At 63.8% G+C, this 26,442-nt stretch carries 24 protein-coding genes; 14 read left to right on the top strand and 10 right to left on the bottom strand.

The genetic code is table 11. The annotated features are described in order from the left end of the window. Positions 1 to 9 precede the first annotated feature (9 nt). The 3 genes from AOC05_RS02635 to AOC05_RS18690 all read right to left on the bottom strand — a co-directional run bounded on the left by AOC05_RS02635 (position 10) and on the right by AOC05_RS18690 (position 5,736). A complete protein-coding gene (locus AOC05_RS02635) occupies positions 10 to 1,743 on the bottom strand; it encodes a DUF5719 family protein (protein ID WP_062005446.1) in 1,734 nt (577 codons plus the stop codon). Beyond that, positions 1,736 to 5,104 carry a glycosyltransferase family 2 protein gene (locus AOC05_RS02630; RefSeq protein ID WP_062005444.1) on the bottom strand — a complete coding sequence of 1,123 codons (3,369 nt, stop codon included), beginning with the start codon at positions 5,102 to 5,104 and terminating at the stop codon, positions 1,736 to 1,738. The genes AOC05_RS02635 and AOC05_RS02630 overlap by 8 nt, the downstream gene beginning before the upstream one ends. A 104-nt stretch (positions 5,105 to 5,208) precedes the next feature. Continuing rightward, entirely contained in the window at positions 5,209 to 5,736 is a 528-nt protein-coding gene (locus AOC05_RS18690; protein WP_082357699.1) for a WhiB family transcriptional regulator, read from the bottom strand. A gap of 363 nt (positions 5,737 to 6,099) precedes the next feature. Here AOC05_RS18690 and AOC05_RS02620 point away from each other — a divergent pair, with 363 nt between their 5' ends. After that, on the top strand, positions 6,100 to 6,852 hold the full coding sequence (locus AOC05_RS02620) for a TIGR03089 family protein (RefSeq protein ID WP_062005442.1): 753 nt from the start codon (positions 6,100 to 6,102) through the stop codon (positions 6,850 to 6,852). A gap of 8 nt (positions 6,853 to 6,860) precedes the next feature. Here AOC05_RS02620 and AOC05_RS02615 read toward each other — a convergent pair whose 3' ends face one another. Then, positions 6,861 to 7,364, bottom strand: coding sequence for a GtrA family protein (locus AOC05_RS02615; RefSeq protein ID WP_154605107.1), 504 nt, complete (start codon positions 7,362 to 7,364; stop codon positions 6,861 to 6,863). Positions 7,365 to 7,525: 161 nt separating this feature from the next. On the opposite strand from AOC05_RS02615, the gene AOC05_RS02610 reads away from it, so the two are divergent. From AOC05_RS02610 to manA, 4 genes are all read left to right on the top strand, one after another. Beyond that, positions 7,526 to 8,695 (top strand): 5-(carboxyamino)imidazole ribonucleotide synthase, encoded by a 1,170-nt coding sequence (locus AOC05_RS02610; protein WP_082357698.1) that lies wholly within the window; start codon positions 7,526 to 7,528, stop codon positions 8,693 to 8,695. A 10-nt stretch (positions 8,696 to 8,705) separates the two neighbouring features. Continuing rightward, on the top strand, positions 8,706 to 9,269 hold the full coding sequence (purE, locus tag AOC05_RS02605) for a 5-(carboxyamino)imidazole ribonucleotide mutase (protein WP_062005438.1): 564 nt from the start codon (positions 8,706 to 8,708) through the stop codon (positions 9,267 to 9,269). 9 nt (positions 9,270 to 9,278) lie between these two features. Beyond that, complete coding sequence (locus tag AOC05_RS02600) at positions 9,279 to 10,880, top strand: LCP family protein (protein ID WP_062005436.1); 1,602 nt, start codon at positions 9,279 to 9,281, stop codon at positions 10,878 to 10,880. Positions 10,881 to 10,958: 78 nt separating this feature from the next. Beyond that, positions 10,959 to 12,203, top strand: a complete 1,245-nt coding sequence (gene manA, locus AOC05_RS02595; RefSeq protein WP_062005434.1) for a mannose-6-phosphate isomerase, class I — start codon at positions 10,959 to 10,961, stop codon at positions 12,201 to 12,203. Between the two features lie 81 nt (positions 12,204 to 12,284). Here the strand turns inward: manA and AOC05_RS02590 are convergent, their stop codons facing one another. Both AOC05_RS02590 and glpX read right to left on the bottom strand, forming a co-directional pair. Beyond that, positions 12,285 to 13,292: a lipid II:glycine glycyltransferase FemX gene (locus AOC05_RS02590; protein WP_062005432.1), complete on the bottom strand. Its 1,008-nt coding sequence runs from the start codon at positions 13,290 to 13,292 to the stop codon at positions 12,285 to 12,287. A 174-nt stretch (positions 13,293 to 13,466) separates the two neighbouring features. Then, positions 13,467 to 14,504 carry a class II fructose-bisphosphatase gene (glpX, locus tag AOC05_RS02585; protein WP_062005430.1) on the bottom strand — a complete coding sequence of 346 codons (1,038 nt, stop codon included), beginning with the start codon at positions 14,502 to 14,504 and terminating at the stop codon, positions 13,467 to 13,469. 182 nt (positions 14,505 to 14,686) lie between these two features. Here glpX and AOC05_RS02580 point away from each other — a divergent pair, with 182 nt between their 5' ends. From AOC05_RS02580 to AOC05_RS02555, 6 genes are all read left to right on the top strand, one after another. Then, a complete protein-coding gene (locus AOC05_RS02580) occupies positions 14,687 to 15,307 on the top strand; it encodes a DUF4245 domain-containing protein (protein ID WP_062005428.1) in 621 nt (206 codons plus the stop codon). Continuing rightward, complete coding sequence (locus AOC05_RS02575) at positions 15,304 to 15,963, top strand: carbonic anhydrase (protein WP_186759042.1); 660 nt, start codon at positions 15,304 to 15,306, stop codon at positions 15,961 to 15,963. Before AOC05_RS02580 ends, AOC05_RS02575 begins: the two co-directional genes overlap by 4 nt. A gap of 114 nt (positions 15,964 to 16,077) precedes the next feature. Further along, entirely contained in the window at positions 16,078 to 17,508 is a 1,431-nt protein-coding gene (locus AOC05_RS02570) for a class II fumarate hydratase (protein WP_082357697.1), read from the top strand. 411 nt (positions 17,509 to 17,919) lie between these two features. Beyond that, a complete protein-coding gene (locus AOC05_RS02565; RefSeq protein WP_062005426.1) occupies positions 17,920 to 18,594 on the top strand; it encodes a TetR/AcrR family transcriptional regulator in 675 nt (224 codons plus the stop codon). Beyond that, entirely contained in the window at positions 18,591 to 20,291 is a 1,701-nt protein-coding gene (locus tag AOC05_RS02560; protein WP_062005424.1) for an MDR family MFS transporter, read from the top strand. The genes AOC05_RS02565 and AOC05_RS02560 overlap by 4 nt, the downstream gene beginning before the upstream one ends. Positions 20,292 to 20,401: 110 nt before the next feature. Beyond that, a complete protein-coding gene (locus AOC05_RS02555; RefSeq protein ID WP_062005422.1) occupies positions 20,402 to 20,794 on the top strand; it encodes a hypothetical protein in 393 nt (130 codons plus the stop codon). On the opposite strand, the gene AOC05_RS02550 is transcribed toward AOC05_RS02555, so the two are convergent. After that, complete coding sequence (locus AOC05_RS02550) at positions 20,791 to 21,261, bottom strand: NUDIX hydrolase (protein WP_062005419.1); 471 nt, start codon at positions 21,259 to 21,261, stop codon at positions 20,791 to 20,793. The genes AOC05_RS02555 and AOC05_RS02550 overlap by 4 nt on opposite strands. 26 nt (positions 21,262 to 21,287) lie before the next feature. Then, positions 21,288 to 21,797 (bottom strand): prepilin peptidase, encoded by a 510-nt coding sequence (locus AOC05_RS02545; RefSeq protein WP_062005417.1) that lies wholly within the window; start codon positions 21,795 to 21,797, stop codon positions 21,288 to 21,290. 158 nt (positions 21,798 to 21,955) lie between these two features. Between AOC05_RS02545 and AOC05_RS02540 the strand changes: the two genes are divergently transcribed. Continuing rightward, positions 21,956 to 22,657 carry a hypothetical protein gene (locus tag AOC05_RS02540; protein ID WP_230085526.1) on the top strand — a complete coding sequence of 234 codons (702 nt, stop codon included), beginning with the start codon at positions 21,956 to 21,958 and terminating at the stop codon, positions 22,655 to 22,657. A 49-nt stretch (positions 22,658 to 22,706) separates the two neighbouring features. On the opposite strand, the gene AOC05_RS02535 is transcribed toward AOC05_RS02540, so the two are convergent. Then, the gene (locus AOC05_RS02535; protein WP_420480388.1) at positions 22,707 to 24,038 is read right to left on the bottom strand and encodes a PhoH family protein; all 1,332 of its coding nucleotides are present in this window, start codon (positions 24,036 to 24,038) and stop codon (positions 22,707 to 22,709) included. A gap of 188 nt (positions 24,039 to 24,226) precedes the next feature. Next, the gene (locus AOC05_RS02530) at positions 24,227 to 25,000 is read right to left on the bottom strand and encodes an isoprenyl transferase (RefSeq protein ID WP_222440005.1); all 774 of its coding nucleotides are present in this window, start codon (positions 24,998 to 25,000) and stop codon (positions 24,227 to 24,229) included. Positions 25,001 to 25,163: 163 nt separating this feature from the next. Between AOC05_RS02530 and trhA the strand changes: the two genes are divergently transcribed. Next, positions 25,164 to 25,811 carry a PAQR family membrane homeostasis protein TrhA gene (gene trhA / locus AOC05_RS02525; protein ID WP_062009238.1) on the top strand — a complete coding sequence of 216 codons (648 nt, stop codon included), beginning with the start codon at positions 25,164 to 25,166 and terminating at the stop codon, positions 25,809 to 25,811. A gap of 47 nt (positions 25,812 to 25,858) precedes the next feature. Further along, positions 25,859 to 26,425, top strand: coding sequence for a GNAT family N-acetyltransferase (locus AOC05_RS20680; RefSeq protein ID WP_062005413.1), 567 nt, complete (start codon positions 25,859 to 25,861; stop codon positions 26,423 to 26,425). Positions 26,426 to 26,442 lie beyond the last annotated feature (17 nt).

Below are 26,442 nucleotides of genomic sequence, written 5' to 3'. Positions count from 1 at the left end.
CGGCGGCGGTCAGTACCCGGTGACGATTTTCAGCGACGGTGATTCTGTGGGCGGGCTGGCGACGGGCAGCACGGCAATGTTTGCCGAGTCCGTGTTTCCCAGCAACTGCGTACCAAACACGGGGTCACCAGCGGCGGATACCAACACGGCGGCGGCGTCGGCCCCCAGAAGCGCCGCAGGATCAACCACGTTGGTGATGCCCGGCTTCAATTCCACCGTCTTGGCCGCACCCAGCACCCCGGTTGCGGAGATCGGCACCAGTGTCACGGTGGCGGATCCCGCAGGTGCAGTGAAGACAAGGCTGGAGGCAGCCGAAGCAGGCAGCGTCAGCAGGTGGTTGTCGCCCAGGCGCCGGGTGGATGGCGCGAAGGCCAGGTCGACGGCGTCGCCGGCCTTGGTGGCGTTGACCAACCGAACAGTCGCCGTCATGGCGTAGTCGGCTCGCACGCTCAAGGTGTAGCTCCCTTGCGCCAGTCCTGCCAGCGAGAGTTCATTGACCTTTCCGGCACGGGCGGTGAACACGCCACCATTGGGCAAGGCCACCTGCCCTGCCAGGCCGTACGCCTTCACTTCCACCACAGCGTCGGTGGCACCAGGGACTGTTACCTGCAACGCCGTGGTGGCGTCGGCATAACCGCTCTGGGCGGAAATGCTGGCCGCGAGTGCGGGGTCCTGAACCCTCACGCCGGGAATGGTCTGCGAGGTGGCTGGTGACTGCGCAGGTGCCAGGAAGTCCACTCCGCCGGGGGTTAGTCCGCGCAACACCGACTGTTGAATCACCGCGGAGACTGCTCCCCCAGTGCTTTTGACGTGTACGCTGACGAGTTCCTGGTCCGGAACCAATCCGGAAAGCACCACCGACCGTGAAGCCCCGGGTGCCACCACCAGGCCCTTGCCGCCCGGCGCCTGGAGGGGACCGCCGGCCCCAAAAAACTCCAAGCTTACCGTGGCGGGGCTGCTCGTGGAGTTGGCCAGCGTCAACACAGCTGTGCGGCCCACCGTAGTGCTGGCACCGCTCAACCAAAGATCGTTGGCAGGGAGTTGGCAGGTACTCGCGGCCATCCCCTGCAAATCACCGTCGCTGGAGCTCACGACCACTGCCCCGGCGCTGCGGGAATTCAGCCCGCCCAACGGCAGCGCACGCAACACGGACACACCGTCGACGTCCTTGTTGGCCACGACGGCGGCCTTCTCCTTCGCCACGCCCGTCACCGGCGCTAGGCTGGCCGGCGCCGAGGCAGACGCCGAGGCTGTGCTGTCGCCGCCCGCGTCCGGGGACTCCTGCGGTGCTGTGGAGAGGGTGAACAGTGGCGCAGCCGTCGCATCCAGGCGGTTGACAACGGCACCGGGGAGCACCCCGTCAGCATTACTCAGTGCCACCGCGCTCAACAACGACTTGGTTGAGGAGGAACTTGGCGAAAATTCCGGGTCGGCACCTGCGGCCGCCCCACTTAGCAATTGGGTGGGGCCGGAGCAGTTTGCCAAAGACACTCCCACCGGCAGCACTTGAGTGTCGGCCGTGATGCGGGCGCTCGCGTCCGCGCCCGGCACTATAGAACCGGCGGCCACCACGGCAACAGCGAGCACGGCCGTGGCGGATCCGGCCAGCACCAGCGGCCACCGCTTCCGGCCCTTCTTGCTGTCCTTGCGTGTCAAGCCCTTTCCAGACACAGCCGTGGCAGGCACAGCCGTGGAAGGCACTGGGCGTTGACGCTGGTCCTTGGAATCCTGGTGTTCAGACACCTCTACCTACCTTTTGCAATGACGCCTCGTCCCGGTATGAGCCGGTCCGTCCACGCCGTGCCCGCAGCGGAATGGCCAGCAGTACCGTCAGTCCAAGCAGGACCATCTGCACCAGGCTCATCACCGTGTTCCAGGGCTGTACATATCGAATGTCGAGGGTTCCAGCCGTTGCCGGAAGCTCAAAGGACTGCGCCCAACCATCTTTGCTGCCCTGCAACTCTTCGCCGTTGAGCCAGGCACTCCAGCCTGGATCAAAGCGCTCGGCTAAGACCACGCGGCGGCCCTGTTGGCCCGCCGGCACTACGGTGTTGACGTCTTGTCCGTTGGACGGAAGCGGCAGCAGCGGCGCACCCTGGGCGTCAACCACCCTGACCCTGGTCACCACATCAGTGGTTCCGGCGTCTTGGTAGCTCGGTTTGACCCGCCACAACCAGCCGGAGCTGGTAGGGCCAACAGTGTCCAGTCCTGGCACGGCTTCGAGCTCACCAGCTACCAGTTCCGCTGCTGTGTCACCGTTTTCCAACACTACAAAGCCCACACCGAGTTGCGTGAGTTCCGGGCGCGGATCGATGCCCGTTTTGGCCATCATCGCTGCCACGCTCTCGCGCAGCATCGAGGTGGCCGGGTCAGTGTCCTTAAGGGTTTGTGCACCCGGCGCGCCTGTGATGCGCTCGGCCGAGGCAAGGCTGGAGAGGGTGTCCAGCACCGTACCCGAACCCTGCATCAACGTGGCCTGGACACCAGCGTCGGGAAGTACGCGCAGCACAATAGTGCGGCTTGCCTCAGGACCGGTTCCCCTGTCAGCGGCCGTGGCCGGTATGCTTCCGGCCGTCAACGGGTTCACCAGCACGGATCCCGTCAGCCCGGCACTGTTGCCGGACAGGCTGTTGGCGCTCCACAAACCCAGGCTGGCTACCGGGCCCGCCACCAACACCACGCTCAGGACGACGGCGGAGAGCCGGGCGCCGCGATGACCTCGGGAAACACCGGACACCTCGCTGTTGCCCGATCCCGTCCGCGGAAGGTCGCGGGCGTCGTACGCGGTGCGATAAACGGCGTCGAACCCCAAAAGTGCTGCCCCCAGAAGAGCAAACAAGGCAACCGAAACCGCGGGTCCGTTGAATGCGGTGACCAGGGTCTCGCCCTGCAGGGCCACGGCGAGCAGCTTGCTGCCGTAGGCCACCGCCAGGGCCAGGACGGCCACCAGCCAGAGTGTCCGCACGGTTCCGGCACGTCGCAGGGGTGCCAGTAAAGCCAGGAACGCCACCAGCACCACGGGGACACCGATGACCAGGACAGCCACCCAGGTCCAGAGCGGATCGGTGGCAATGGCGTACGTGCCAAGCAAGTTGCTGGCAGGCGCAATCAGCTCAGGGAAGCCCAGAAGCTGCTGCCACAGCGGGCCCGCGGCACCGGCGAGGGGCACGCCGGGATCCCCGAGCAGGGCCCGCGGGTTCGAAAGGGCCGAGTAAACAAACGGCAAGTACAAAGCGGCCGACGGCACCAGCGCCCACCACAGGGTCTTGCCCCGGCGGCGCAGGGCCACGGTTGCCGCCAAGATGGCAATGAAGGCCAAGGGGAGCAAGCTTGGTGCAGCAACCGTTAGGGCCGCCAGCGCCAGTCCCGCACCGGCAGCCGCCGTCCAGGACGGATTGCCGTCAACCCCCGGCCGGCCAAGTTTGACGGTGGGGGATGCCTGCGGGCCCTTCTTGGGCGCTGCCCCGCCCTTAGCGCCGACGGCCCCGCCAACTGCGCGGACAAGCCCCAAGATGACCAGCGGAATCAGCACATGAGCTAGCAAGGCACCCAAACGGCCCTGGCCCAGCGCAGTTTGCAACACCGGCGCACCGGCCCAGATCAGGCCGGCGATGACTCTCGGCCACCTCTTTGCCGTAAAGGCCCCCGCAGCCAGCCAGGCGGTCAGCCCGGACAGTGGCACGGCCAGCACCACCAGCCACAGGACAGCGGTGGAGCCGTCGCCGAACCCCAGGGCAGCAAGGAGGAACAAGATATAGTTGAACGGTTCGCCACGCCCCGGCAGCCCGGATCCCAGGGAGATCCACCAGTCGGTGGCGTGCCGCCAGAGCGAGCCGATGTGTTCGGACAGCGGCAGCAGTGCCCCGCCCGTTAGTGCGGGGGCACCGAGGAAGCGTGAAAGCGTCACAACGGCCAGGAGCGCCAAAACCAGCGCCAATGCCAGCCCGCTGACGATGGGTGCCGTCTTGCCCGTGACCAGGGGCGTCACTGCCTCATTGTGAGCATCGCCTGTGGGCTCCAGAATGGACGGCATGGCCGCGTCAAGATCACCGGAGTCATCGTCCGGGCCCACAGCCTCGCGCAGTGACTTGAGCTGGTTCAGGGATTCCTCCCGGCCCGCCATCAGGCCCTTGTGGGCTGAGCGTGGCTGGACCCTGGTTTTCGCCAGGGAAGCGCGGCTGTTCGCCAACGCAACGGGCCGCATCACCCCGGCGAAGGTTGCCGCAAACATGGCAACGGCATGGCCGGGAGCTTTCAGCAAGAAACCGGCAAACAGCCAGTAGACGGCCGAGAGCACGGCGCCTACGATCAGCAGTGGCACCTGCCACAGCGGGGCGTGCTTGAGCCGGATGAAAATGGCGGCCTTGCGGGCGGCCGACGGTGAACCCAAGGCGTTGGCACGGTTCACAACATGGAACATCCGTGCCCCGGGAACCACCAGGACGCGGTGCCCGGCCAGCCGGACCCGGGCACAAAAGTCAATGTCGTCGCCGGGGCCAGGCAGTGCCGGGTCAAAGCCGCCCAGCTTCTCCCAGACGTCGCGCCGCACCAGCATGCCGGCCGCATTCACAGCAAAGAAATCTGAGCGGTGGTCGTACTGCCCTTGGTCCAGTTCGTCAAGGTTGACCATGGTGAAGCGGTCAAACCACTTGTTGGCCTTCAGGCCCACATCCACCAGCCGCCGGGGCGCATCCCAGGCGAGCTGCTTGCAACCGACCACGGTGGCGGTGGTGGAGCGTTCCACCGACTCCAATAGTTTTTCTAGGGCATCGGGGGCCGGGGCAGCGTCGTCCTGCAACAGCCAGATCCATTCCTGGGCGGCCGAGTCCGGGGACACCGCAGGCCCGGACGTCGCCGTAGCGGAGGAGGCTGTTGCGGAGGGGGGTGTGGCGGAGGGGCCGGCGTCGTTGCTGGCCGAACTGCCGGTCAGGGCGCCAACCAGCTGGCCTGTCTTGGTGCGTGATTGGTGCTCCAGCACGGCATTGACGGCGGCACCATAGCCGCCCTTGCGCCCGTCGAAGGAAATGACATTGCGTTCGCCCAGTTCCTTGCGCAACAATTCCCCGGAGTTGTCGGAGGAATCGACATCCGCTGCAAGGACCACCGCGGCGGCCCGTGTTTGATGCGCTAAGGCTGTGAGGACTGTGGGTAGGTAGGCACCGCCATTGTGGGCGACCAGAACGGCGGTGACTTTTACTGCTTCAAGAATTAGACCGCTCGCTTCCGCAGCCGCCGGCGTTCACGCTCGGACAGGCCGCCCCAGATTCCAAACCGCTCATCATTTGCCAGAGCGTATTCCAAACACTGCCCCTTGACATTGCAGGCACCGCACACCTTTTTGGCGTCACGGGTGGACCCGCCCTTTTCCGGAAAAAAAGCCTCCGGATCAGTCTGGGCACACAAAGCGTCCGTCTGCCAGCCTAGTTCACCTTCGTCACTGAAGTCGTCAAGGCCGGGCCGGAAACCAATCCAGACAGGGGTGGCAACGGCCGGCTCCGCCTTGGGTGCACCGTCGCAGACGCGCAGTTCGCCGTCGTCGTGGTGATCTTGGAGGAATGCCGTGGAACGGGCTCCCAGCGCCTCCTTGCTGGCCTCCTCATACGATTGTGCCGCCGACGGATCTGCTGGATCGACAAACCAGTCCGACGGCACGCCGCGCCCACGACGAGCGGCGGAGGCCTGACTTTCGACGGACTCGGGATGATCGTCCCTCACGCTCAGCTGCGCTTGCCCCATGATCGTCCTCCTGAATGTTGTTGCACTAACAAATTTTGGCCGCGATCTGCGGTTCTTATGCCTTTTGCGGCGGGTCGTGGGTCTAATTACATCGGTGTAAGTCATGTTCGTCAAGCGGGCAGGCGATCATATCCGTGCTCAGGACCAATAAAGCCGCACGCCACGCCCGGCAATTTCATACCGTTACACAGCGGGGATTGGCGATTCTACCCTCCGAGCAGTGGATTACCTGAGAATATTCACGTGATTCCGCGCTTTTAGCGATTCGAACATGACTTTGATGTGACACACGTCATGAACGCGTTTGCAATTTGTAAATTCGAAAGAAAAACTTTTGTTCGTCGACATGCAAAGATCGGTTCCATGGCTGAACTCCCACACACCCCAGAAGACCTGCTGCTCGCCTTCCGCACCCACAACGCCACCTCACCGCGGCTGACTTGGTACGGTCCGGATTCCGAGCGCGTCGAACTCTCCGGGCGTGTCCTGGAAAATTGGGTGGCCAAGACAGCCAACTACCTCGTTGACGAGCTGGACGCCGAGCCTGGCAATGTTGTGGCCGTGGACCTGCCCGTGCACTGGCGCTCCCTGGTTTGGCTGCTGGCAACGTGGGCGGTGGGTGCGACGGCGCTCCCCCAGTCCCCCCGCGGTCATTCGCTGGGCGCTGAGTCCGGGAATCACACACGACTAGCCGACGTGGTGGTCACCACCGACCCTGTGGCTGGACTTGCCGCCAGCAACGCCGGCGGTAGGCTTCCCTTTATTGTGGCAGTGGCCCTGCCTGCCTTGGCGATGCGCTGGGTGGGCGAGCTACCGGGCGACGCTCTGGACTATTCCGGTGGTGTCCGCGCCCACTCCGACGTCTTCTTTGCCGGGGACGCACCCGCCGGTGATGACATCGCCTGGGAATCGGGGTCCACCACCGTTTCCTTCGCCGAACTGCTCACACCCGCAGCCACCCCAGAACGGATCTTGCTCCAGGCAGGTGACGGTTGGGACGCCGTCGTACCGGCGGCACTTTCCACGTGGGCGGCAGGAGGATCAGTGGTGTTGCTGGATGCGTCGGTGGAGGCCACGGACCACCTGCGCTCCATGGAGAGGGTGAGCGCTGGTTAGGGGCGGAATCAGGGGGCGAGGTCCGGCTCGATCAGTTTACGGTCGTCGGCGAAGGCCGGGTCCTCATCCAACTCTGCCGTGAACACCCAGAAGCGGTAGGCGAAGAACCGGAAGATGGTGCCCAGGACCAGGCCCACCACGGATCCGGCAATAAAGTCGGCCTGGGTGCTCTCAAAGCCCAGCACCCAGTGCGAGATGTAAACACAGGCACTGGCGATGCCGATGCCGATGGCGTTCATGAGGATGAACATGGTCACTTCGCGGACCATGTTGGCTTGGCGGCGGTGACGGAAGGTCCAGTACCTGTTGGCCAGCCAGGAAAACACGGTGGCCACAAGGGCGGAGATGATCTTTGCCTTGGTGGGGTGACCGCCCATGGAACCATTGAGGAGCCAGAGGTAAATGCCGGAGTCGATGACAAAGGCAATGCCGCCTACAACGCCGAACTTGGCCACTTCACGCCAGAAAAGGCCAACGAGGCCCCTGAAGCGCGCTGTAAGTTTCTGGTACATGTTCCTCCGTGTAGCGATCACCGCCAAAATAGCTTCCGGCAGTTCGTCCTACGCTAAATTCTAGGCCGTGACGGCGTGTCCACCTGACGGCAATTGTCGATTATTGCTCCAAGAATGCCTAAAAGCAGGTTTCAGCATACTCTTTCGGTACTCTGGGGACTGTGACTTTTCCTGTAATCGGCGTAGTAGGTGGTGGGCAGCTAGCCCGCATGATGGCCCCCGCAGCCGTGGCCCTTGGTTTTGAACTGCGTGTTTTGGCGGAAGCCCCTGACGTGTCGGCGGTGGCTGCCGTGGCCCAGGCCCCGGTGGGTGACTACCGCGATCTGGACACCTTGCGGGCCTTTGCCCGCGGTGTGGACGTGCTGACCTTTGACCACGAGCACGTTCCCAATGAGCATTTGCTCACACTCATCGCCGAGGGTGTCAACGTCCAGCCGCGCCCCGCCGCACTCATCAACGCCCAGGACAAGCTGGTCATGCGTGCCGCCATCGAGCGCCTGGGCCTGCCCAATCCTGCGTGGGCGGCTGTTGCCAGCGTGGCGGAGATCACCGCCTTTGGTGACGTTCACGGCTGGCCGGTGGTGCTGAAAATGCCGCGCGGAGGCTATGACGGCAAGGGCGTGAAGATCCTCGCCTCCGAGGCCGACGCCGTGGCGGCAGCCGACTGGTTTGAAGCCATGAGCCCCTTGCTGGTGGAGGAGATGGTGACATTTTCGCGTGAACTCTCCGCGCTGGTGGCCAGAACACCCGGCGGTGAGGCACGCGCCTGGCCGGTGGCGGAGTCCATCCAGGTGGACGGGGTGTGTGACGAGGTCATTGCCCCGGCCCCCGGCATCCCTGCGGAGGTGGCAGAACAGGCCCAGGCTGCCGCGCTGAGGATCGCCAGCGAACTCGGCGTCACCGGGGTCATGGCTGCCGAGTTGTTCCAGACCCCCGGACGTGCCCCCGGCTACCTTATTAACGAGCTGGCCATGCGCCCGCACAACACCGGCCACTGGACCATGGACGGTGCCGTAACAAGCCAGTTCGAGCAGCATTTGCGCGCCGTCCTGGACCTGCCCCTGGGCGCCACCGACGCCCTCGGCGCCATTGTGGTCATGAAAAACTTCCTGGGCGGGGCCAACCAGGACTTGTTTAGCGCCTACACCGCCGCTCTGGCCTCCGAGCCAACGGTCAAGGTGCACAACTATGGTAAATCGGTGCGCCCGGGCCGAAAGATCGGCCATGTCAACGTGATTGGTTCCAAGAACGACGACGTCGCCCGGGTCCGCGCCCGTGCCACCACTGTGGCAAACATCATCCGTGACGGCCACCAACTTGACGGCCAGTAAAGGAACCACCATGAACGAAATTTCCTCCCCCCAGAAACCGCTGGTTGGCCTTGTGATGGGCTCAGATTCGGACTGGCCGGTGATGGAGGCCGCCGCCGCCGCCCTGTCCGAATTCGGCATCCCCTTTGAGACCGACGTGGTCTCCGCGCACCGCATGCCCACCGAAATGATCGCGTACGGCAGCAACTCCGCCGCCCGCGGCATCCGCGTCATCATTGCCGGGGCCGGGGGCGCCGCACACCTGCCTGGCATGCTCGCCTCGGTCACCACACTGCCCGTGGTGGGGGTCCCGGTCCCGTTGAAGACCTTGGACGGCATGGATTCACTGCTCTCCATTGTGCAGATGCCCGCCGGCGTTCCCGTGGCCACCGTCTCCATTGGCGGTGCCCGCAACGCCGGACTACTGGCCGTGCGCATCCTCGCGTCGGGCACCGATGAGCTGGCGGCGACCCTTGCCGGCAAACTGGCGAACTTCGCCCAAAGCCTCAACGACCAGGCCTGCGCCAAGGGCGCCGCCCTGCGTGAGAAGGCCACGGTAAATTATCCGCTGTCAGTCCCGGCCGGGCCGCGGTAGGGCACCCATATGAGCTTCAGCAGCCCCAAGGTAACGCGTGCCTCCAACCGGCCGCCCGTGTTGACGAACCCTGTCCGCTACCCGGAGTCAGCCCCCGCCCCCGTGCGTTCCAAACGAGCCTTTTTGCTGCTGCTGCTGACCCTGGTGCTGCCCGGTGCCGCCCAGATAGTTGCCGGTAACAAGCGTCTGGGTCGCCTGGCCCTGCGCTGCACACTGACCGTGTGGGCTTTGGTGATCGCCGCCGTCGTGCTGGCCGTGGTGCAACGTGAAACACTGCTGAACCTGTTCACCAACCCCGTCACCTCCTTGCTGATCATCGTGGTGCTGGCCGCCGTGGCAGTGGGGTGGGCGTTCATGTTCTTGAACACGCTCAAGATCATTCGGCCCGCGTTGCTGGCCCCGGGTATGCGCGGGCTGGTGGGCGGGGCGCTGGTGGTGCTCATGGTACTCACCAGCGGTTCCCTGGGATACGGGGCGTTCCTGATCAACTCGGGGCGCAACGCGATCACCGACATCTTTGCCAGCGGCCCGGACATGGCGCCGGTGGATGGCCGCTACAACTTCCTGGTGATGGGCGGTGACGCCGGCGCGGACCGCTCCGGACGGCGCCCCGACTCCATCATGGTGGTCAGCGTGGATGCCAAGACCGGCACGTCCGCCACCATCAGCATTCCGCGCAACCTGCAAAATGCGCAGTTCTCCCCCAAATCACCGCTGTGGGGCGTGTACCCGGACGGTTACAACTGCGGTGACGAGTGCATCATCAACTTCCTGTACACCGATGTCACCAACAACCACAAGGACCTTTACCCCAACGCCGCGGATCCGGGCGCCGCAGCCATGATGGATGCGGCCGGCGGCATTCTTGGCTTGACCGTCCAAGGCTATGTGCTCGTTGACATGGCAGGGTTTTCCTCGCTGATCGATGCCCTGGGCGGGGTCACCATCAATGCTGGCGGCTGGGTTCCCATCAGCGGCGATGACCCCAACGGGACCGGCAACCACCTGCCGCCCACAGGCTGGATCGCCCCGGGTGTGCAAAAGCTCGACGGATATCACGCACTCTGGTATGCCCGTTCGCGCGAGTGGGTGCTGGAGTACGCCCGTAGCCAACGCCAGCAATGCATCCAGGCCGCCATGCTCAAGCAGATGGATCCGGCCACCGTGCTAACCAAGTTCAACAGCATTGCCGATGCCGGCTCCAAGGTCATCGAATCCGACATCCCCGCCGGGCAGCTGGGCAGCTTCGTCTCCCTGGCGCTCAAAGCCAAGGGCCACCCGTTGGCCCGCCTGACCATCGGCCCGCCGGACTTCCCCATCGAGTTTTCCACCTACCCAGACTTTGATGTCATTCACCAGCGAGTGAAGGGGCTGCTGAACCCTGTTGCTGCCACTCCGGCGGCACCGGACCCCGCGGCACCTGCGCCGGCACCTGCGCCGGGCGACGCCGGGACACCCGGTGACGCTGCGCCCCCGGCCGGGCAGGCACCGGCCCCGACCACTGACGCACCTGTCATCACAGAGAAGTACCTTCAGCAGCTGGCCATCAACGGCGACGCCGTCATGTTGAGCGCACTCCTGGACAACAACGGCACCTGCTCGGCGGGGTAGTCCCCGGCGGGTTCAACAGCTTTCAGGCACCAAAAACTGCAGGTGTGCGGTTCGGTCTTCCAACCACGAGGAGAGAAAATGTTTGCACTGACCAATGTCATGCGTGACTACCCCTGGGGTTCCGCCACAGCGATCGCAGAACTGTTGGGCACCACCCCCAGCGGTGGGCCCGAGGCCGAGTTGTGGATGGGTGCGCACCCGGATTCCCCATCCGTCGCGTTGACACCGGATGGCCCGGTCGCCTTGGATGAGCTCATTTCCGCGCACCCTCACAGCATGCTGGGAGAGGACGCCCTGGCAGCTTTTGGGGCCAGGCTGCCGTTCCTGGCCAAGCTCCTTGCCGCAGACAAGGCACTGTCGTTGCAGGTGCACCCGACGCTGGAGAGGGCCCGGACACGATTCGCGGATGAGGAGTCCGCCGGCGTGGCCAGGGACGCCGAGCACCGCAATTACAAGGACGAGAACCACAAACCGGAAATGCTCTTTGCCCTGAGCAACTTTGAGGCCTTGTGCGGGTTCCGGCCCTGCGCAGAGTCCGCTGACCTCTTCCGCTCGGTGGCCGACGCCATCACCGCGGCAGGAGTCCTAGTGCCGGCGCTCCTGTCGGAACTGACCATGACCTTGAACTCGCGCATTGCCGAGCCCCTGGTGATCCGCCGCGCCTTTGAGGCCTTGATCGACGGTGGTGCCCACGCCAGCGAGCTCGTGACCGTCGCAGCCGCAGCCCTGGCCCGTGCCCCGGAAGGCGGGCTGGACGCGTCGCTGCGCACCGTCGTCGAGCTTTCCAACCAATACCCCGGCGATCCCGGTGTGCTGATCTCCTTGCTGTTGAACCGCATCTCCCTGGCGCCCGGGCAGGCGGTGTTCCTGCCGGCCGGAAACATCCACGCTTACCTCTCCGGGCTGGGCCTGGAGGTCATGGCCTCCTCCGATAACGTGCTGCGCGGTGGCCTGACGGGCAAGCATGTGGATACGCCGGAACTGTTGGAGACCGTGGAATTCGCGTCCACGGCTGTTCCGTTTGTCCCCACCCGCACCACGTCCTTGGGTCAACACGTGTGGGAGCCGCCCTTCGCCGAGTTTGCGTTGCAGCGGCTGGAAATTTCTGCCGGTTCCGAGCCTGTCCCACTGGTACAAAACGGGCCGCTGTTGGTGCTAGCCATATCGGGTTCGGTTCTGTTGGACTCCCCGCGCGGCGACATGGTGCTGCCCCGTGGCGGGAGCGTTTTCGTACCGGCCGCGGAGAACCCCGTCATGGTCCACCCCCACGCGAATGCCGCCGGGGAGACTTCCGTGGTCTTCGCCGTCACCGTTGCCGGCTAGCGCGTTCCCACCGGCCAAGACGCGCCAGCACACGCCCCAATAGCGTCTCTTGGGGCGTGCGCTGCGAAGTGGACGCGGCAGCTACCGCTTGATCAGGCCGCGAGCCTTTCGCATAGCCTTGCGGGCTGTGGGCAACGCCTTGGCGAAAACCGGGTACCACGGTGAGAGCCCCTTATCCCAAGTCCCCGCCAACAGGTCCTCATGGTCGGCAAAGCCAAACTTGAACTTCGACACCCCGTCATTGAGCAGCCCGTTGAAGTCGTAGCGGGCAACCCCGCGGGCCTTCATCTCCTGGATGGCCAGCCATTTGAGCGAGAAGTTGGCTTTCAGGTTGCCGCCGGTCTCGTTCATGCCGCCGTACAGCTCGAACGCCGTCGCCCCGCTGGCGGCCAGCCACAGAAACGCCACCACGGTTTCGCCATCAAAGGCGGCATATACGGGCGACCCGGCGCCCAGGTTGTTGAAGATGTCCAGGTAGTAGTCGTCGGCATGGATACCAAAATCGGCACGTGCAGCGGTTTCCTTGTACACGGCCAGGCACTGCGGGAGCTCCGCGGCGCTCACGGCACGGTAGTCCAGTGCCTCCCGGCCCGACTTGCGAATGTACTGGCGCGTCTTCTTCGACATGGCGCCCAGCAACTCGTCCTCGCTGCGGTTCAGGTCCAAAATCAGTGTGCGCGGAATCAAGATCGTGCTCTGGCTGCGCTGCCACCCGGTGGCCGGAAGCGCCGCCACGGCGACCGTACCCTCGGCCCAGTCCGGTTCAATGCTCAACGCAACGGACTTGTGCACGTTCTGGACATACTGTGCGACGGCGGTCAACACCTGAATCTCCTGGCCCGGCGCTGCCTGTGGTCCCCTCGCCAGGTACGCGAGCGAGCGGAACGGGAAGGGCAGCTTACGCACCAGGATCTGGGCGGACCCCACCAGCTTCCCTGCGTCGTCGTTGACCAGAACACGGTCGACACTCCAATTGTGTGCCGCCTTCGTTTCGCCCCAACCCCAAAGCTGCATGGGGTGCCCCTGGTGAGTGTTGACGGCGGAATCCCACTGTTCGCGGACATGGCAAGGCACAACGTTCAAGGTCATGCTTCAACCCTACCGGCTGCCGGCACCGGCCCGGTGTGCCCCACCTCCGGCGGCGGCCCGACGTTTTCCGGCCATTTCGCCAGAACGGGGCCAACCCGCGAACGCACCGACAAGATACACCGTCCACGCGGGTTGGCCCCGCCCTCGGCGAAACCGGGCCGGATCGATCACCGGTTAGGATCGGCGGGCGTACGTCTCCCACTTGGCGCCCTGGTGCTCGCCGTCGACGAAACGGATGGTCCCTGACTTGGAGCGCATCACGATTGACTGGGTCAGGACGCGGCCCTTGTCGTAGCGCACACCCCTGAGGAGGTCGCCGTCGGTGATGCCTGTCGCGGCAAAGTAGCAGTTGTCACTGGTGACGAGGTCGTTGGTGGAGAGCACACGGTCCAGGTCGTGTCCGGCGTCGATTGCCTTCTGCTTTTCCTCATCGCTCGTGGGCCACAGGCGGCCCTGGATGACTCCGCCCAAGGTCTTGATGGCGCATGCTGCAACAATGCCTTCGGGCGTGCCGCCGATACCCATGAGCGCGTCAACGCCGGTACCTTCGCGGGCTGCTGCAATGGCCCCGGCAACGTCGCCGTCCAGGATGATCTTGGTGCGGGCGCCAGCATCACGGATCTCCTGGATCAGCGGCTGGTGGCGGTCGCGATCAAGGACCATGACGGTGAGCTGGTTGATTTTGACACCCTTAGCCTTGGCTATCAGGTGCAGGTTTTGTTTGACTGGCAGACGCAGATCCACCATGTCGGCGGCTTCCGGGCCCGTAACGAGCTTCTCCATGTAGAACACGGCTGAGGGGTCAAACATAGTGCCGCGTTCGGCCACTGCCAGCACGGCAAGGGCGTTGTTGATGCCCATGGCGGTCAGGCGGGTGCCGTCGATCGGGTCCACCGCAACGTCGCACTCCGGTCCTGAGCCGTCACCAACCACTTCGCCGTTGAAGAGCATGGGGGCTTCATCTTTTTCGCCCTCACCAATGACCACCACGCCGTTGAAGTGGACTGTTGAGAGCAATGAACGCATGGCGTCAACTGCTGCGCCGTCGGCCAAGTTTTTTTCGCCGAACCCAACCCAGTGGCCTCCGGCGATGGCCGCGGCCTCGGTGACACGCACCAGTTCCAGGGCCAGGTTGCGATCTGGTTCGTCGTCACCCACGGCAAGGTTGGGGGACAACTGTGAATAGTCTGCCTGTGTTGCTTTATCAACCACGTGAAAACCTCATTTTCAAAGTAGGCATCGGGTCATCGCGTGCGACGGTGCACGCCCCTCCCATATGGTCACCTACTTCATTCATCATAGAGGAACGCCTCCGTGCACCGTCCTAAAGCTGACTTAAACATGGTGAGCTGTGACACGGCGCAGCGGGACAACATTTCTGGGACAATGAAGCCGTGAGTGAATCCCCGCAAAACATCCCCGTCAAGCCCGTGATCGCAGCTGCTGCGGCAAAACGCGCCAATGCGTCCATCATCGGCATGTTGCTGGCCATGCTGTCCACAGTGGCCATCGTCCTGGTCATAGTGTGGCTAAATCCGCAGCAAAAGGCCGAGACCTACCGGCAGACCGTTGATGTGGCCGCCATTTCAGCCCACGCAGCCGACACTGCCGGGTTCACGCCGTCGGCCCCGGTCCTACCTGAGGGCTGGTACGCCAACTATGCGCGGTGGAACGGGGCCGGCACCGACGGCGTGGCATTCTGGGACGTGGGATTCGTGACGGGCGCCAACACTTTCATTGCCCTGAAGCAGTCATCCTCGGCCAATCCCACCTGGACGTCCACGCAAGCGCAGAACGCCCCTGTGACAGGGACACGCAACATTGCCGGACATACGTGGGAACTGCGTGATAAACCTAAAGGGGACCGCAGCCTGGTGCTGACAAGCGGCGGGGTCACCACCGTCTTGACCGGAACTGCTGACTTCAAGGAATTTGATGTTCTTGCGGCCGCCACGACCAAGACTGTGCAGTCCCCAACCACCTCCTCTGACCACGTAACGAAGGACGCAAAATGACTGGCGGCGAAGACGGCAACATCAACGCAATTGCAACCCACCCCCACACCCCCTCGGCGGCTTGGTCAACACTGATGGCCGGCAACGCCCGGTTTGTGGAGGGAAATTCCAACCACCCCAACCAGGACGCCGCACGCCGCGCCTCCCTGATGTCCACCCAGCACCCCTTCGTGATGATCTTTGGTTGCGCGGACTCCCGCCTGGCCGCTGAGATCATTTTCGACCTGGGGTTGGGCGACGCCTTCGTGGTCCGTACCGCCGGCCACGTCATTGACAACACCGCCCTTGGCTCGCTCGAGTACGGCGTGGAGTACCTGGATGTGCCCCTCATTGTGGTCTTGGGCCACGACAGCTGCGGGGCCGTGACGGCCACGAAGAACGCCGTCGCTACCGGCAAGATGCCCGCCGGCTTCATCCGCGACCTGGTCGAACGCATCACACCGTCCGTTCTGACCTCCCTGCGCAAGGACAAGGACAGCGACGTCAACGCCATGGTGGAAGAACACGTCAAGCAGACGGCCGCCCGCCTGGTGGAGAACTCCCCCATCATCGCCGGCGCCGTCACCCGCGGGCGCGCCGCCGTCGTGGGCCTGACCTACCGACTCAACGACGGCCGCGCCGACCTCGTCTACAGCAACGGTTCGATCGGCTTCTAAGCACTCCCCGCGCGGGGATGGGCGGCGGCGGAACTAAAGCTTCCGGCGTTGCCCATCCCCTGATAAAGGGCAAAAGTTTTTGGCTGCGCCCACACCGGCGATATGGTTGGAAGCATGACTGATACAGCCGCGGCTAACGCACAAGAATTCCGGATTGAACACGACACGATGGGCGAGGTCCGGGTTCCGGCCAACGCCCTGTACAGCGCACAGACCCAGCGCGCGGTGGAGAACTTCCCAATCTCGGGCATGACGCTGGAGCCGGCCCACATTGCGGCCCTGGCCCGCATCAAGAAGGCCGCCGCCACCACCAACGCCGAGCTCGGCGTCCTGGATGCCGAGCTGGCCCGGGCCATTGAGGCCGCGGCCGACCAGGTGGCTGCTGGCAACTTTGACGGCGACTTCCCCATCGACGTGTTCCAGACGGGCTCTGGGACGTCCTCGAACATGAACATGAACGAGGTCCTGGCGTCCTTGGCCAACCGCGCCCTCGTGGCTGCCGGCTCCGAAAAGGTGGTCCACCCCAACGACCACGTCAACGCCTCGCAGTCCTCCAACGACGTCTTCCCGACCTCCGTCCACGTGGCCGCCACCTCCGCGCTGATCAACAACCTGATCCCGGCTCTGGCCTACCTGGCCGAGTCGCTGGAGCGCAAGGAAGCCGAGTTCGCCACTGTCGTGAAGTCCGGGCGAACCCACCTGATGGATGCCACTCCCGTCACGCTCGGCCAGGAATTTGGCGGCTACGCAGCGCAGATCCGCTACGGCATCGAGCGCGTCGAGTCGGCACTGCCCCGCGTTGCCGAGGTCCCCCTGGGCGGTACCGCCGTGGGCACCGGCATCAATACCCCTGCCGGATTCCCCCAGCGCGTGATCGCCTTGCTGGCGCAGGACACCGGCCTGCCGCTGACCGAGGCCCGCAACCACTTCGAGGCCCAGGCGAACCGCGACGGCCTCATCGAAGCCTCCGGCCAGCTGCGCACCATCGCCTACTCGATCATGAAGATCAACAACGACCTGCGCTGGCTGGGCTCCGGCCCCAACACGGGCCTGGGCGAAATCAACATCCCCGACCTGCAGCCCGGCTCCTCGATCATGCCCGGCAAGGTCAACCCGGTCATCTCCGAGGCCGCCATCATGGTCGCAGCCCAAGTCATCGGCAATGACACCACGATCGCACTGTCCTCCACGAACGGCGCGTTTGAGCTGAACGTGGGCATCCCGGTCATGGCCGCGAACCTGTTGCAGTCCATCCGCCTGCTGACCAACACCTCGCGGATCATGGCCGACAAGATGATCGACGGCCTCACCGCCAACGTTGAGCGCGCCCGCTTCCTGGCCGAGGCTTCACCGTCCATCGTGACCCCGCTGAACAAGTACATCGGCTACGAGAACGGTTCCAAGATCGCCAAGCACGCCATCGCAGAGGGTCTGACCATCCGTGAAGCAGTCCTGGCTCTGGGGTTTGTTGACCGCGGCGAGATCACCCTTGAGCAGCTGGACAAGGGTCTGGACGTCCTGGCCATGACGGTCGCCCCGAAGTAGCCCCCCTCCCAACCATCCCAACCATGACGCAGTAGTTGCATCGGATCTTGAATTCTTGGGGTGATTGCAACACTGGGGCGGCGCTGTTCTCAAGCACGACGGCGGGAGGTCACCTTTTCAAGGTGGCCTCCCGCCGTCGTATATGAGCGCCGCCACACCATGGCCCCGTCGCGCTTACACCTGCCGCCGCCGCGAGAACGGTGCCTACCCGCGAGAACGGTGCATCTTCCCACCTGTTTCGCGGGTTGCCCCCGGTTTGGGTGAAACGTGGATGACACTGGGATTACGCGTGGGTGGAACCGGGCCCGGACACTCCGTTTTCACAGCACCTCGCCCCGGCAGTGAGAATATGACGAACGCCACATTCGCGCGATTTTGCACCTTTGTATTAATAGTGCAAAATTTTACTTTGTGACTGAGAGTGCAAATAATTGTCAGGGCCACGGCCTGCGTGCCCGCAAGCGTGAGGCAACCCGTTCCGCCATCACCAAGGCTGCCCGGCTGGCCACCGCCCAAAAGGGGCTCAACGGCTTCACGATTGAGCAGTTGTGCGAGGACGTGGGTGTGTCCCGAAGGACATTTTTCAACTACTTCCCGTCCAAGGAAGACGCCATCATCGGCCACCTGTTGGACGATTTCCCTGCAGAAGCCGTGGCCGCCTTCCTGGCCGCAGGCCCGGATTCCGGGGCCGAACGCGGACCCCAGGGGCTGACCACAACACTGCTGCGTGACTTGTTGACTCTGACCTCGGCCATGGCGACGGAAATGAACCTCACCGGGGACCACGTCCTGGAACTGGTCAGCGTCATGAAGAAGGAGCCCCACCTCATGCTGAAGGTCATGGGCAGTGCCCAAGGCCGGGAGCAGGACTTTGCCGCTTTCATTGCCGAGCGGGAGTCCCGCCCGGCCAACGACCCCATGGTCGCTATGGCGGCGGCCGTGTTCGGCACCTGTTCGCAGCGGGCCAGCTATGCCGTCTTCTCCGAGGAAAACACCACGACCTTCTCGGAACTGTTGCTCAACAACCTGCACATGGCTCAACAAATTTTCCAATCCTCCCTGTTACCCCTTGAAGGGACCCCATGAGTACCGCAGTAAAAGCAGGGGAACCGCTCCTGTTGACCCAGAAAAGAATCTGGATCATTTTCTCCGCCCTCATCGCAGGCATGATGCTCTCCAGCCTCGACCAGACCATTGTGTCAACCGCCATGCCCACCATCGTGGGCAAGCTGGGCGGTGTGGAACACCAGACCTGGATCACCACCGCCTATTTGCTGGCCACCACCATCGTGATGCCCATCTACGGCAAGTTCGGTGACATCCTGGGCCGGCGCAACTTGTTCCTGGCCGCCATTGCCATCTTCACCCTCGCCTCTGTGGGCTGCGCCTTGGCCACGGACTTCTGGGGCTTTGTGATCTTCCGGGCCATCCAGGGCCTGGGCGGCGGCGGGCTGATGATCCTCTCGCAGGCCATCATCGCCGATATTGTCCCGGCCAACGAGCGAGGCAAGTATATGGGCCCGCTGGGCGCCATCTTCGGCCTCTCCGCCGTTGCCGGCCCCCTGCTCGGTGGCTACTTCGTGGACCACCTGACCTGGGAATGGGCCTTCTACATTAACATCCCGATCGGTATCATCGCGTTCATCGTGGCCTTCTTCACGCTGACCCTGCCCTCGAAGAAGGCGGATAAGAAGATGGACTTCATGGGGGTGGCGTTTCTCTCCATCGCCACCACCTGCCTGATCTTCTTCACCGACTTTGGCGGCAAGAGCGACGGCTGGACGTCACTGACCACCTGGACGTGGGGCGCCGGTTTGATTGCCTCACTGGCTCTGTTCATCTTCACCGAGGCCCGAGCGCAGGATCCGATCATCCCGCTGTCGCTTTTCAAGAACCGAATTTTCCTGAACTCGACAGCCATCGGTTTTGTGCTGGGCATGGGCATGTTCGCCGCCTTGGCCTTCGTGCCAACCTTCTTGCAGATGTCCTCGGGCACCTCGGCAGCCGAGTCCGGCCTGCTGATGCTGCCCATGATGGTGGGCCTGATGGGTACCTCCATCTGGTCCGGTCTTCGCATGACCAAGACCGGCAAGTACAAGGCATTCCCGATCGTCGGCTCCATCCTGACTATCATCGCCATGTTGTGGATGACCACTCTCTCTGCCGAAACCCCCATCTGGGTCATCTGCGCCCAGCTGTTTGTCTTTGGCGCCGGCCTGGGTCTGATCATGCAGATTGTGGTCATCGTGGTGCAGAACTCGGTCCCGGCCGCCCAGCTGGGCACCGCGACCAGCACCAACAACTATTTCCGCGAAGTAGGCTCGGCGCTGGGTGTGGCAGTCTTTGGCGCCATGTTCACCACTCGCCTAGCCACGTCCCTCAAGGTTGTGTTCACCGCCGACGGCGCATCTGCCGAGCAGGCGGGCAGCGCCATGTCCACCCTGGACCCACAGGAGCTGCACAAGCTGCCGCAGGCCGTTCAGGACGGCATCATCAACGCCTACGCCGACTCACTGGCGCCGGTGTTCTGGTACTTGATCCCGTTCATGGTGATCGCGCTGATCCTGGCCCTGACCATGAAGGTCATCCCGCTCTCTGGCACCTCCGGCATGGTGGCCCGTGGCGAGGCCATCGGCGGGGAAGAGGCACTGCGTCTGGAGGCCGAGCGGGCCGCAGGCAAGATGGCAGTTTCGGAGCCACCCGCCGCGGAGTCCGCGGCCGAGGGCACGGACACGCTCCTGCTCACCGAGGATGCGCCAAAGGAAACCCCAGATAAACCCTAAGGTTGCGCTGAAAAGGTGAGTGCCGTGCGTCGTGCTTGGGAAAGTACGACGCACGGCACGCACCTTTTGCGTTGGCGTAGACTCGGCAACTGGCCAGGATTGGAGTGCGAATGGATTACGACACCGTTGAATTGCTGGTGGGCGGTGCGCTGGCGCTGATCCCGATTGTTGCTCTGGTTTTCTACGGCACATGGTGCCTGAAGAAGCCGCAGAAGCGCATGGCCTGGTTCTTCTTTGTCGGGCTGTTGGGCTCGCTGGCTTATGGCTGGTTTGCCGGGCAGCTTGCCTTTGCGGTGTTTCGGCCTCCCTACGATGAGTACTTCGCGGGCGGAAACGGCCTGGACCTGCGCGGCATGATCATCATCGGCGGCGCAATGCTCGGCGGTGCTGCCGGCGTGCTCACATCGATGGTCCTTTGCGGGGCGAACCTGGTGCGGCAGTTCCTCCAACGGCCAAGGGTCACCCGCGGGACGGTTGCCACGACGGTTCCCGAGGGCCGCTAACGCTCGAAGTGCGGCTGCCCGTCGAACGCCACGGCGCGCTGGATACAGGACAAGTGGCCGGGGCGCAGCGGCGGCAGCTCGTCGATGGCGAACCAGCCCACGGCTACGGATTCATCGTCGTTCACCCGCGCCGTCCCGCTTTCGTGGCGGGCGATGAACTCGATGTTCAAGAAGTCGCACACGTCCCCGTTGGGGAACGTCACCGGCCCGACGGCGGCCACCCCCAGCAGGTGCTCGATCCGTGCCTCCACAGCCGTTTCCTCGAAGATTTCCCGCAGCATGCCGGGGCCCGGCTCCTCCCCCGGCTCCAGGATGCCTGTGATCAGGGCCCAGCCGCCGGTGTCGGAGCGTTCACCTAGCAGCACCCGGCCGGCGTCGTCGAACACCACCGCGCGCACGCCCGGAAGCCAGAGCGGATCGTGGCCAATTTTTTCTCGCAGCTTGAGAATGAAGTCAGGTGATCCCATACCATCAGCGTAGCCGCTGCACCGTCCTACACCGGGAAGAACACCATGGTCGCCATGGCCCCTCCGATCATGGACGGGCCAAACGGGATGCGTGACTTGACGGTGCCGCGGCGGCTGAGAATGAGGGTCAGGCCCCACAGCCCTCCCGCCACGAAACCCGCAGCGGCTCCGATCAGCACGTGCTGCCAACCCAGAAACCCCAGGTAAAGGCCCAGCACACCGGCCAGTTTGACGTCTCCAAAACCCATGCCTGCCGGATACACCGCCCACAGGACCCAGTACAGGGCGCCCAGCGCCAGCGCCCCGCCCACCACGGGCACTAGGTGCCCTGGATTCCCTGCCAGCAGGACACTGGCCACCAACAAGGTCCCGGCAAAGCCGTAGGCGGGCAACACATAGCGGTTCGGCAGGGTGTGCGTACGAATGTCGATCAGGCTCAGCATCACCGCCAGATACAGAAAGTACAGGCAGGCCAGCAAGGCACAGAAGAATGCCAAGGGGCTCTGTTCCCACAAATCCGCCAATTGTGTCACCATAGCGTGATGCTACGCCACCGGGCACCGTTTCGGGACGCTATTCTCCGGCTCCGGCGTAAGCTGTGGATATGAATGGCCAAGCGCTCACTGACGACACATTTCGCCACCTCTGCCGGTCTTCGCCTTGGCGTTGGCAAAGCCTGCGTTTTGAGCTGCACATGGGTGTTGCCACGGCGGCACAGGAGGCTGGCGCCCGGGAGGGGGACCCGTCGTCGGATATGGAACTCAAGGCCATGAAATGTTGGGTGCGCCGGCCCGGGGCGCTGCGGGTGGAGACGCTGGACCGCAGGCTTTTGGCTTCCACCACCAAGATCAACGACTCCAAGGACAGCCTGTTCATCAGCGGTAACCGCAAGCCTTGGCTGCTGCCGCCCTCCATGGCCAACCCGGTCAAGGACAGCCAAGGGTATGTGGTGCGCCGCCCCGAAGCCCTGTACGGTGAGCCCGCCTATGGGTCCGGGCGTTTCGCCTCAGCCCTTGACCCGGTGGAACTGGCAGGCGAGCGCCCCGTCCCGCTGGAGAAGCCGTTTGCCAATGTCGCCGAGATTGAGAACATCACCCGCGTGGAGCATCACGGGCGAGCTGCCATCCAGGCCGTGTTGACAGCCAACAACAGCTACGCCCCGCTCTTCCCTGCCGCTCCCCTGCTTTACCCCGGGCGGACGGTGGTGCGGATCGACCTGGAGACGGCCGTGTGCGTGGCCAGCCAGTCCCTGGATGGTGACACCGCCGGTGCCGGGCACTCGATGATCCTGCTGGGCATTGACGAGTACATGCTCGATGACCTTTTCGAGGAGGTCAGCATGGGCCTGACCGACGTCAGGAACCATATCCCGTGGGATCTTGGCCCGGGCGCATAACCGCTAAGCACCCGGGCCGCAAAGGGCCCTGGCCGGGATGGCCCGCGCGCTAGATTTCCGCCCGTTCCAACATCTCCGTCACTAGCGCCGCGATGGGCGAACGCTCAGAGCGGGTGAGAGTGACATGGCCAAAGAGCGGATGCCCCTTGAGGGTTTCAACGACGGCGGCGATCCCGTCATGGCGGCCCACCCGGAGGTTGTCGCGCTGTGCGATGTCGTGGGTGAGCACAATCTTGGAGTTTTGCCCGATCCGGCTCATGACCGTCAGCAGCACGTTCTTTTCCAATGACTGCGCCTCGTCGACGATCACGAAGGAATCGTGCAGGGAGCGGCCGCGGATGTGGGTCAGCGGCAGCACCTCCAGCAGGCCGCGCTCCATGATCTCCGCCATGACGCGCTCGGTTACCACCGAGCCGAGCGTGTCGAAAACCGCCTGCGCCCACGGGTTCATCTTCTCGCTCTCCGAGCCCGGCAGGTAGCCCAGCTCCTGGCCTCCCACCGCGTATAGCGGCCGGAACACCACCACCTTGCGGTGTTCGTTGCGTTCGAGTACCGCTTCCAGCCCGGCGCACAGGGCCAGGGCGCTCTTGCCCGTGCCGGCGCGCCCGCCGAGGGAGACGATGCCGACCTCGGGGTCCATGAGCAGGTCCAGGGCCAGGCGCTGTTCGGCCGAACGCCCGTGCAGCCCAAACACGTCCCTGTCCCCTTTGACGAGCCGCACCTGCTGGTCGGCCCCCACCCGGCCCAGTGCCGAACTGCGGTTGCTTGTCAGCACCAGTCCCGTGTTGGTGGGCAGGGCGGCGGCTTCGGGGATCAGCACGGGCTCGTGATTGTACAGGGCGGTCATGTCCTCCTCACCAAGCTCCAGTTCCGCCACACCCGTCCAGCCGGAGTCGTGGACCAGCTCGTTGCGGTATTCGTCGGCGGCCAGGCCCATGGCGGAGGCCTTCACCCGCATGGGGACGTCCTTGGAGACCACCACCACGTTGCGGCCCTCGTTCGCCAGGTTCTTGGCGACGGCGAGGATGCGGGAGTCGTTGTCCGTTCCCCGGATCCCCGCGGGAAGCACCTCCGAGGAGACGTGGTTGAGCTCCACACGGAAGGATCCGCCGTCGTCGCCCAAGGGGATGGGTACGCTCAAGCCGCCGTGCCGTGCACGGAGGTCATCGAGCAGGCGCAAGGCGGTGCGGGCAAAATAGCCCAGTTCGGGGTCGTGCCGCTTGGCTTCCAGCTCGGAGATGACAACTATCGGGACAATGACCTCGTGTTCGGCGAAACGCAGGATGGCCCGCGGATCCGAGAGGAGCACGGAGGTGTCAATCACGTAGCTGCGCAGTTCCTGCCCCAGGCGGGTGTGCTGTGAATGCTGTTCGAGTTTCATTGTCTCAACCATGCCGACTCCAGCCTTCCGGGCCAGTGCTCGACCCGAAGATCAATAGGTGTGGCGGGCGGGGATGCCGTGGCCACTACTGCCAAACTACTCCGGAGAGGGCGGCTGCGGCTCGCACCCCAGGCTCGTGTCGGGTGTCTTTCCGGTGAACATTTGGTTACCTGGTGGCCGGCTCTGCCTTAGCTGCCGAAACGGCGGCTGCGGCCGGCGTAGTCGCGCAGGGCCCGGAGGAAATCGATTTTTCTAAACGCCGGCCAGAGCGCCTCACAAAAGTAAAACTCGCTGTAGGCGCTTTGCCACATCAAAAAGCCCGAAAGTCGCTGTTCGCCGGAAGTGCGGATGACAAGGTCGGGATCGGGCTGGCCGCGGGTGTACAGGAACTTGGAGATGTCATCCACGCTCAAGGTGTCGGCCACTTCTTCCATGGTGCGCCCGGCGCTGTCCGCGTCGCGCAACAGTTCACGGACGGCGTCGACGATTTCCCGGCGCCCACCATAGCCGATGGCCATGTTCACATGGATACGCTCGGTGGCGGGGACCCTGGTGGTCAGGGTGGAGAGGCGCTCGGCCAGGTAGTCCGGGAGCAGTTCGGGGGCGCCCATGGCGTGGACGCTGATGTGGGCATCGGCGTCGAGCAGGTCAAGGGTGTTGGCGATGATCCCCATGAGCTCGTCCAGCTCCTCCGGGGAGCGGCTCATGTTGTCGGTGGAGAGCATGTACAAGGTGACCACCTTGATGCCCAGGTCCTGGCACCATCCCAAAAATTCCAGGATCTTATCCGCACCGGCCTGATGGCCCTGACTGGTGGGCGCGTTGAACTGCTTGGCCCAGCGGCGGTTGCCGTCCACCATGACGCCGATGTGCCCGGGCACGCTGCTGGCGTCGAGGGATTTGCCGAGACTTCTTTCATAGTAGTTGTACAGGAATTTGGGCATCTGCAGCGGGCCGGGCATCAACCTCACGAGTGTGCACCATGCCTTTACCAATTGTGGCCTGCCAGCCGGGGAAACGTACTAGACCTAGATTACCCGGCAGTGCCGCGCATTTCCGCCAAGAACTAAAACAACAAATACTACTGTCCAGTAACATGGTGGGTTCGGCGCTATGATTTTGACCATGACACGCCCCCTCACCCCCGACGTCAAGCCCAGCTGGCGCGGGTGGTTGCACGCAGTCACAGCACCTTTGGTCTTGATCGGCGGGGCGCTTCTGGTGCTGCTGGCACCGGGGACCACCGCCAAGGTGACGACCTTTATTTACACCGTGACGGGCGTACTTTTATTTGGTACGAGCGCGCTATATCACCTCGGGAACTGGCAGCCTCGGACCAAGCGGCTGCTCAAGCGCGTGGACCACAGCAACATCATGCTGGTCATCGCCGGCTCCTACACGCCGCTTTCGGCACTGATGCTGCCGCCTCCCACCGCCACCTTGCTGTTGTGGCTGATCTGGTCCGGAGCTCTGGCGGGGGTGCTCTTCCGGGTGCTGTGGGTGGGCGCCCCGCGCTGGCTGTACGTGCCCATCTACGTCTTGCTGGGCGTGACGGCGCTGTTCTTCCTGCCGCAATTCTGGGCGGCGGGGGCCCTGCCCACCATCTTGATCTGCGTGGGTGGCGCGTTCTACATTGCAGGAGCTGTCATTTACGGGATCAAGAAACCCAACTTCAGTGCCCGGCACTTTGGCTTCCATGAACTGTTCCACGCGTTGACCGTGGCAGGGTTCGCCACCCATTTCCTCGCCGTCGTGCTGGTGGTCCTTAACTAGCAACTACACCTGCGGTGGTTCAACTTGCCAGCGCGAGAAAACCTGTGATGCCTGCCCTCTATGAGACCTTCAACGGCTCAGCTAGCCCTACACTTTGGTCTAAGGTTTCCGCTCTCTTCGTCGAGATCTTTGCAGCCGAGCCCTATTGTGAAGACCCTGCGGAGCTACTCCAGATCGTGGACTGGGGACCAGCCCAATTGGCCCAATCCGCCGGACGACTTCTCACCTGCTCACATGAGGAGCAACTCCTTGGGTTTGCTCTGGTTCACAGCTTGCATGGCGATGACTCTTGGCAGAACATTCTCGCAACGATCGCCCAAAGCGTTGGGAAAAGTTCGCAGCTCCCTACGGACCCGCAGGAGGTCCTCGTCGTTCATGAACTAGCCGTTGACCCGGCGGCGCGTGGCCAGAGAATTGCCAAGTCAGCCCTAGCTACCATCTTTTCCGGCAGGGCGGAAACCCACGTAGTGCTCGGGGTCTATGGGCAGGCCACCACCGCAAGGGAGGTGTACCAACGATGGGTTTTCACCGAACTAGGTATCTTTACGACCCAGAACAACACGGTCGATCTGCACGTCATACACTGCCAGCTTCCCTGTCCCGCAAAGCAATAATCACCAGTAGCGGGGCG

The organism is Arthrobacter alpinus (assembly GCF_001294625.1).
In the GTDB taxonomy this organism is placed as follows: Bacteria; Actinomycetota; Actinomycetes; order Actinomycetales; family Micrococcaceae; genus Specibacter; species Specibacter alpinus_A.
Note: the sequence above shows the minus strand (reverse complement) of the source record. Positions and strands in the feature narration are given on the sequence as shown.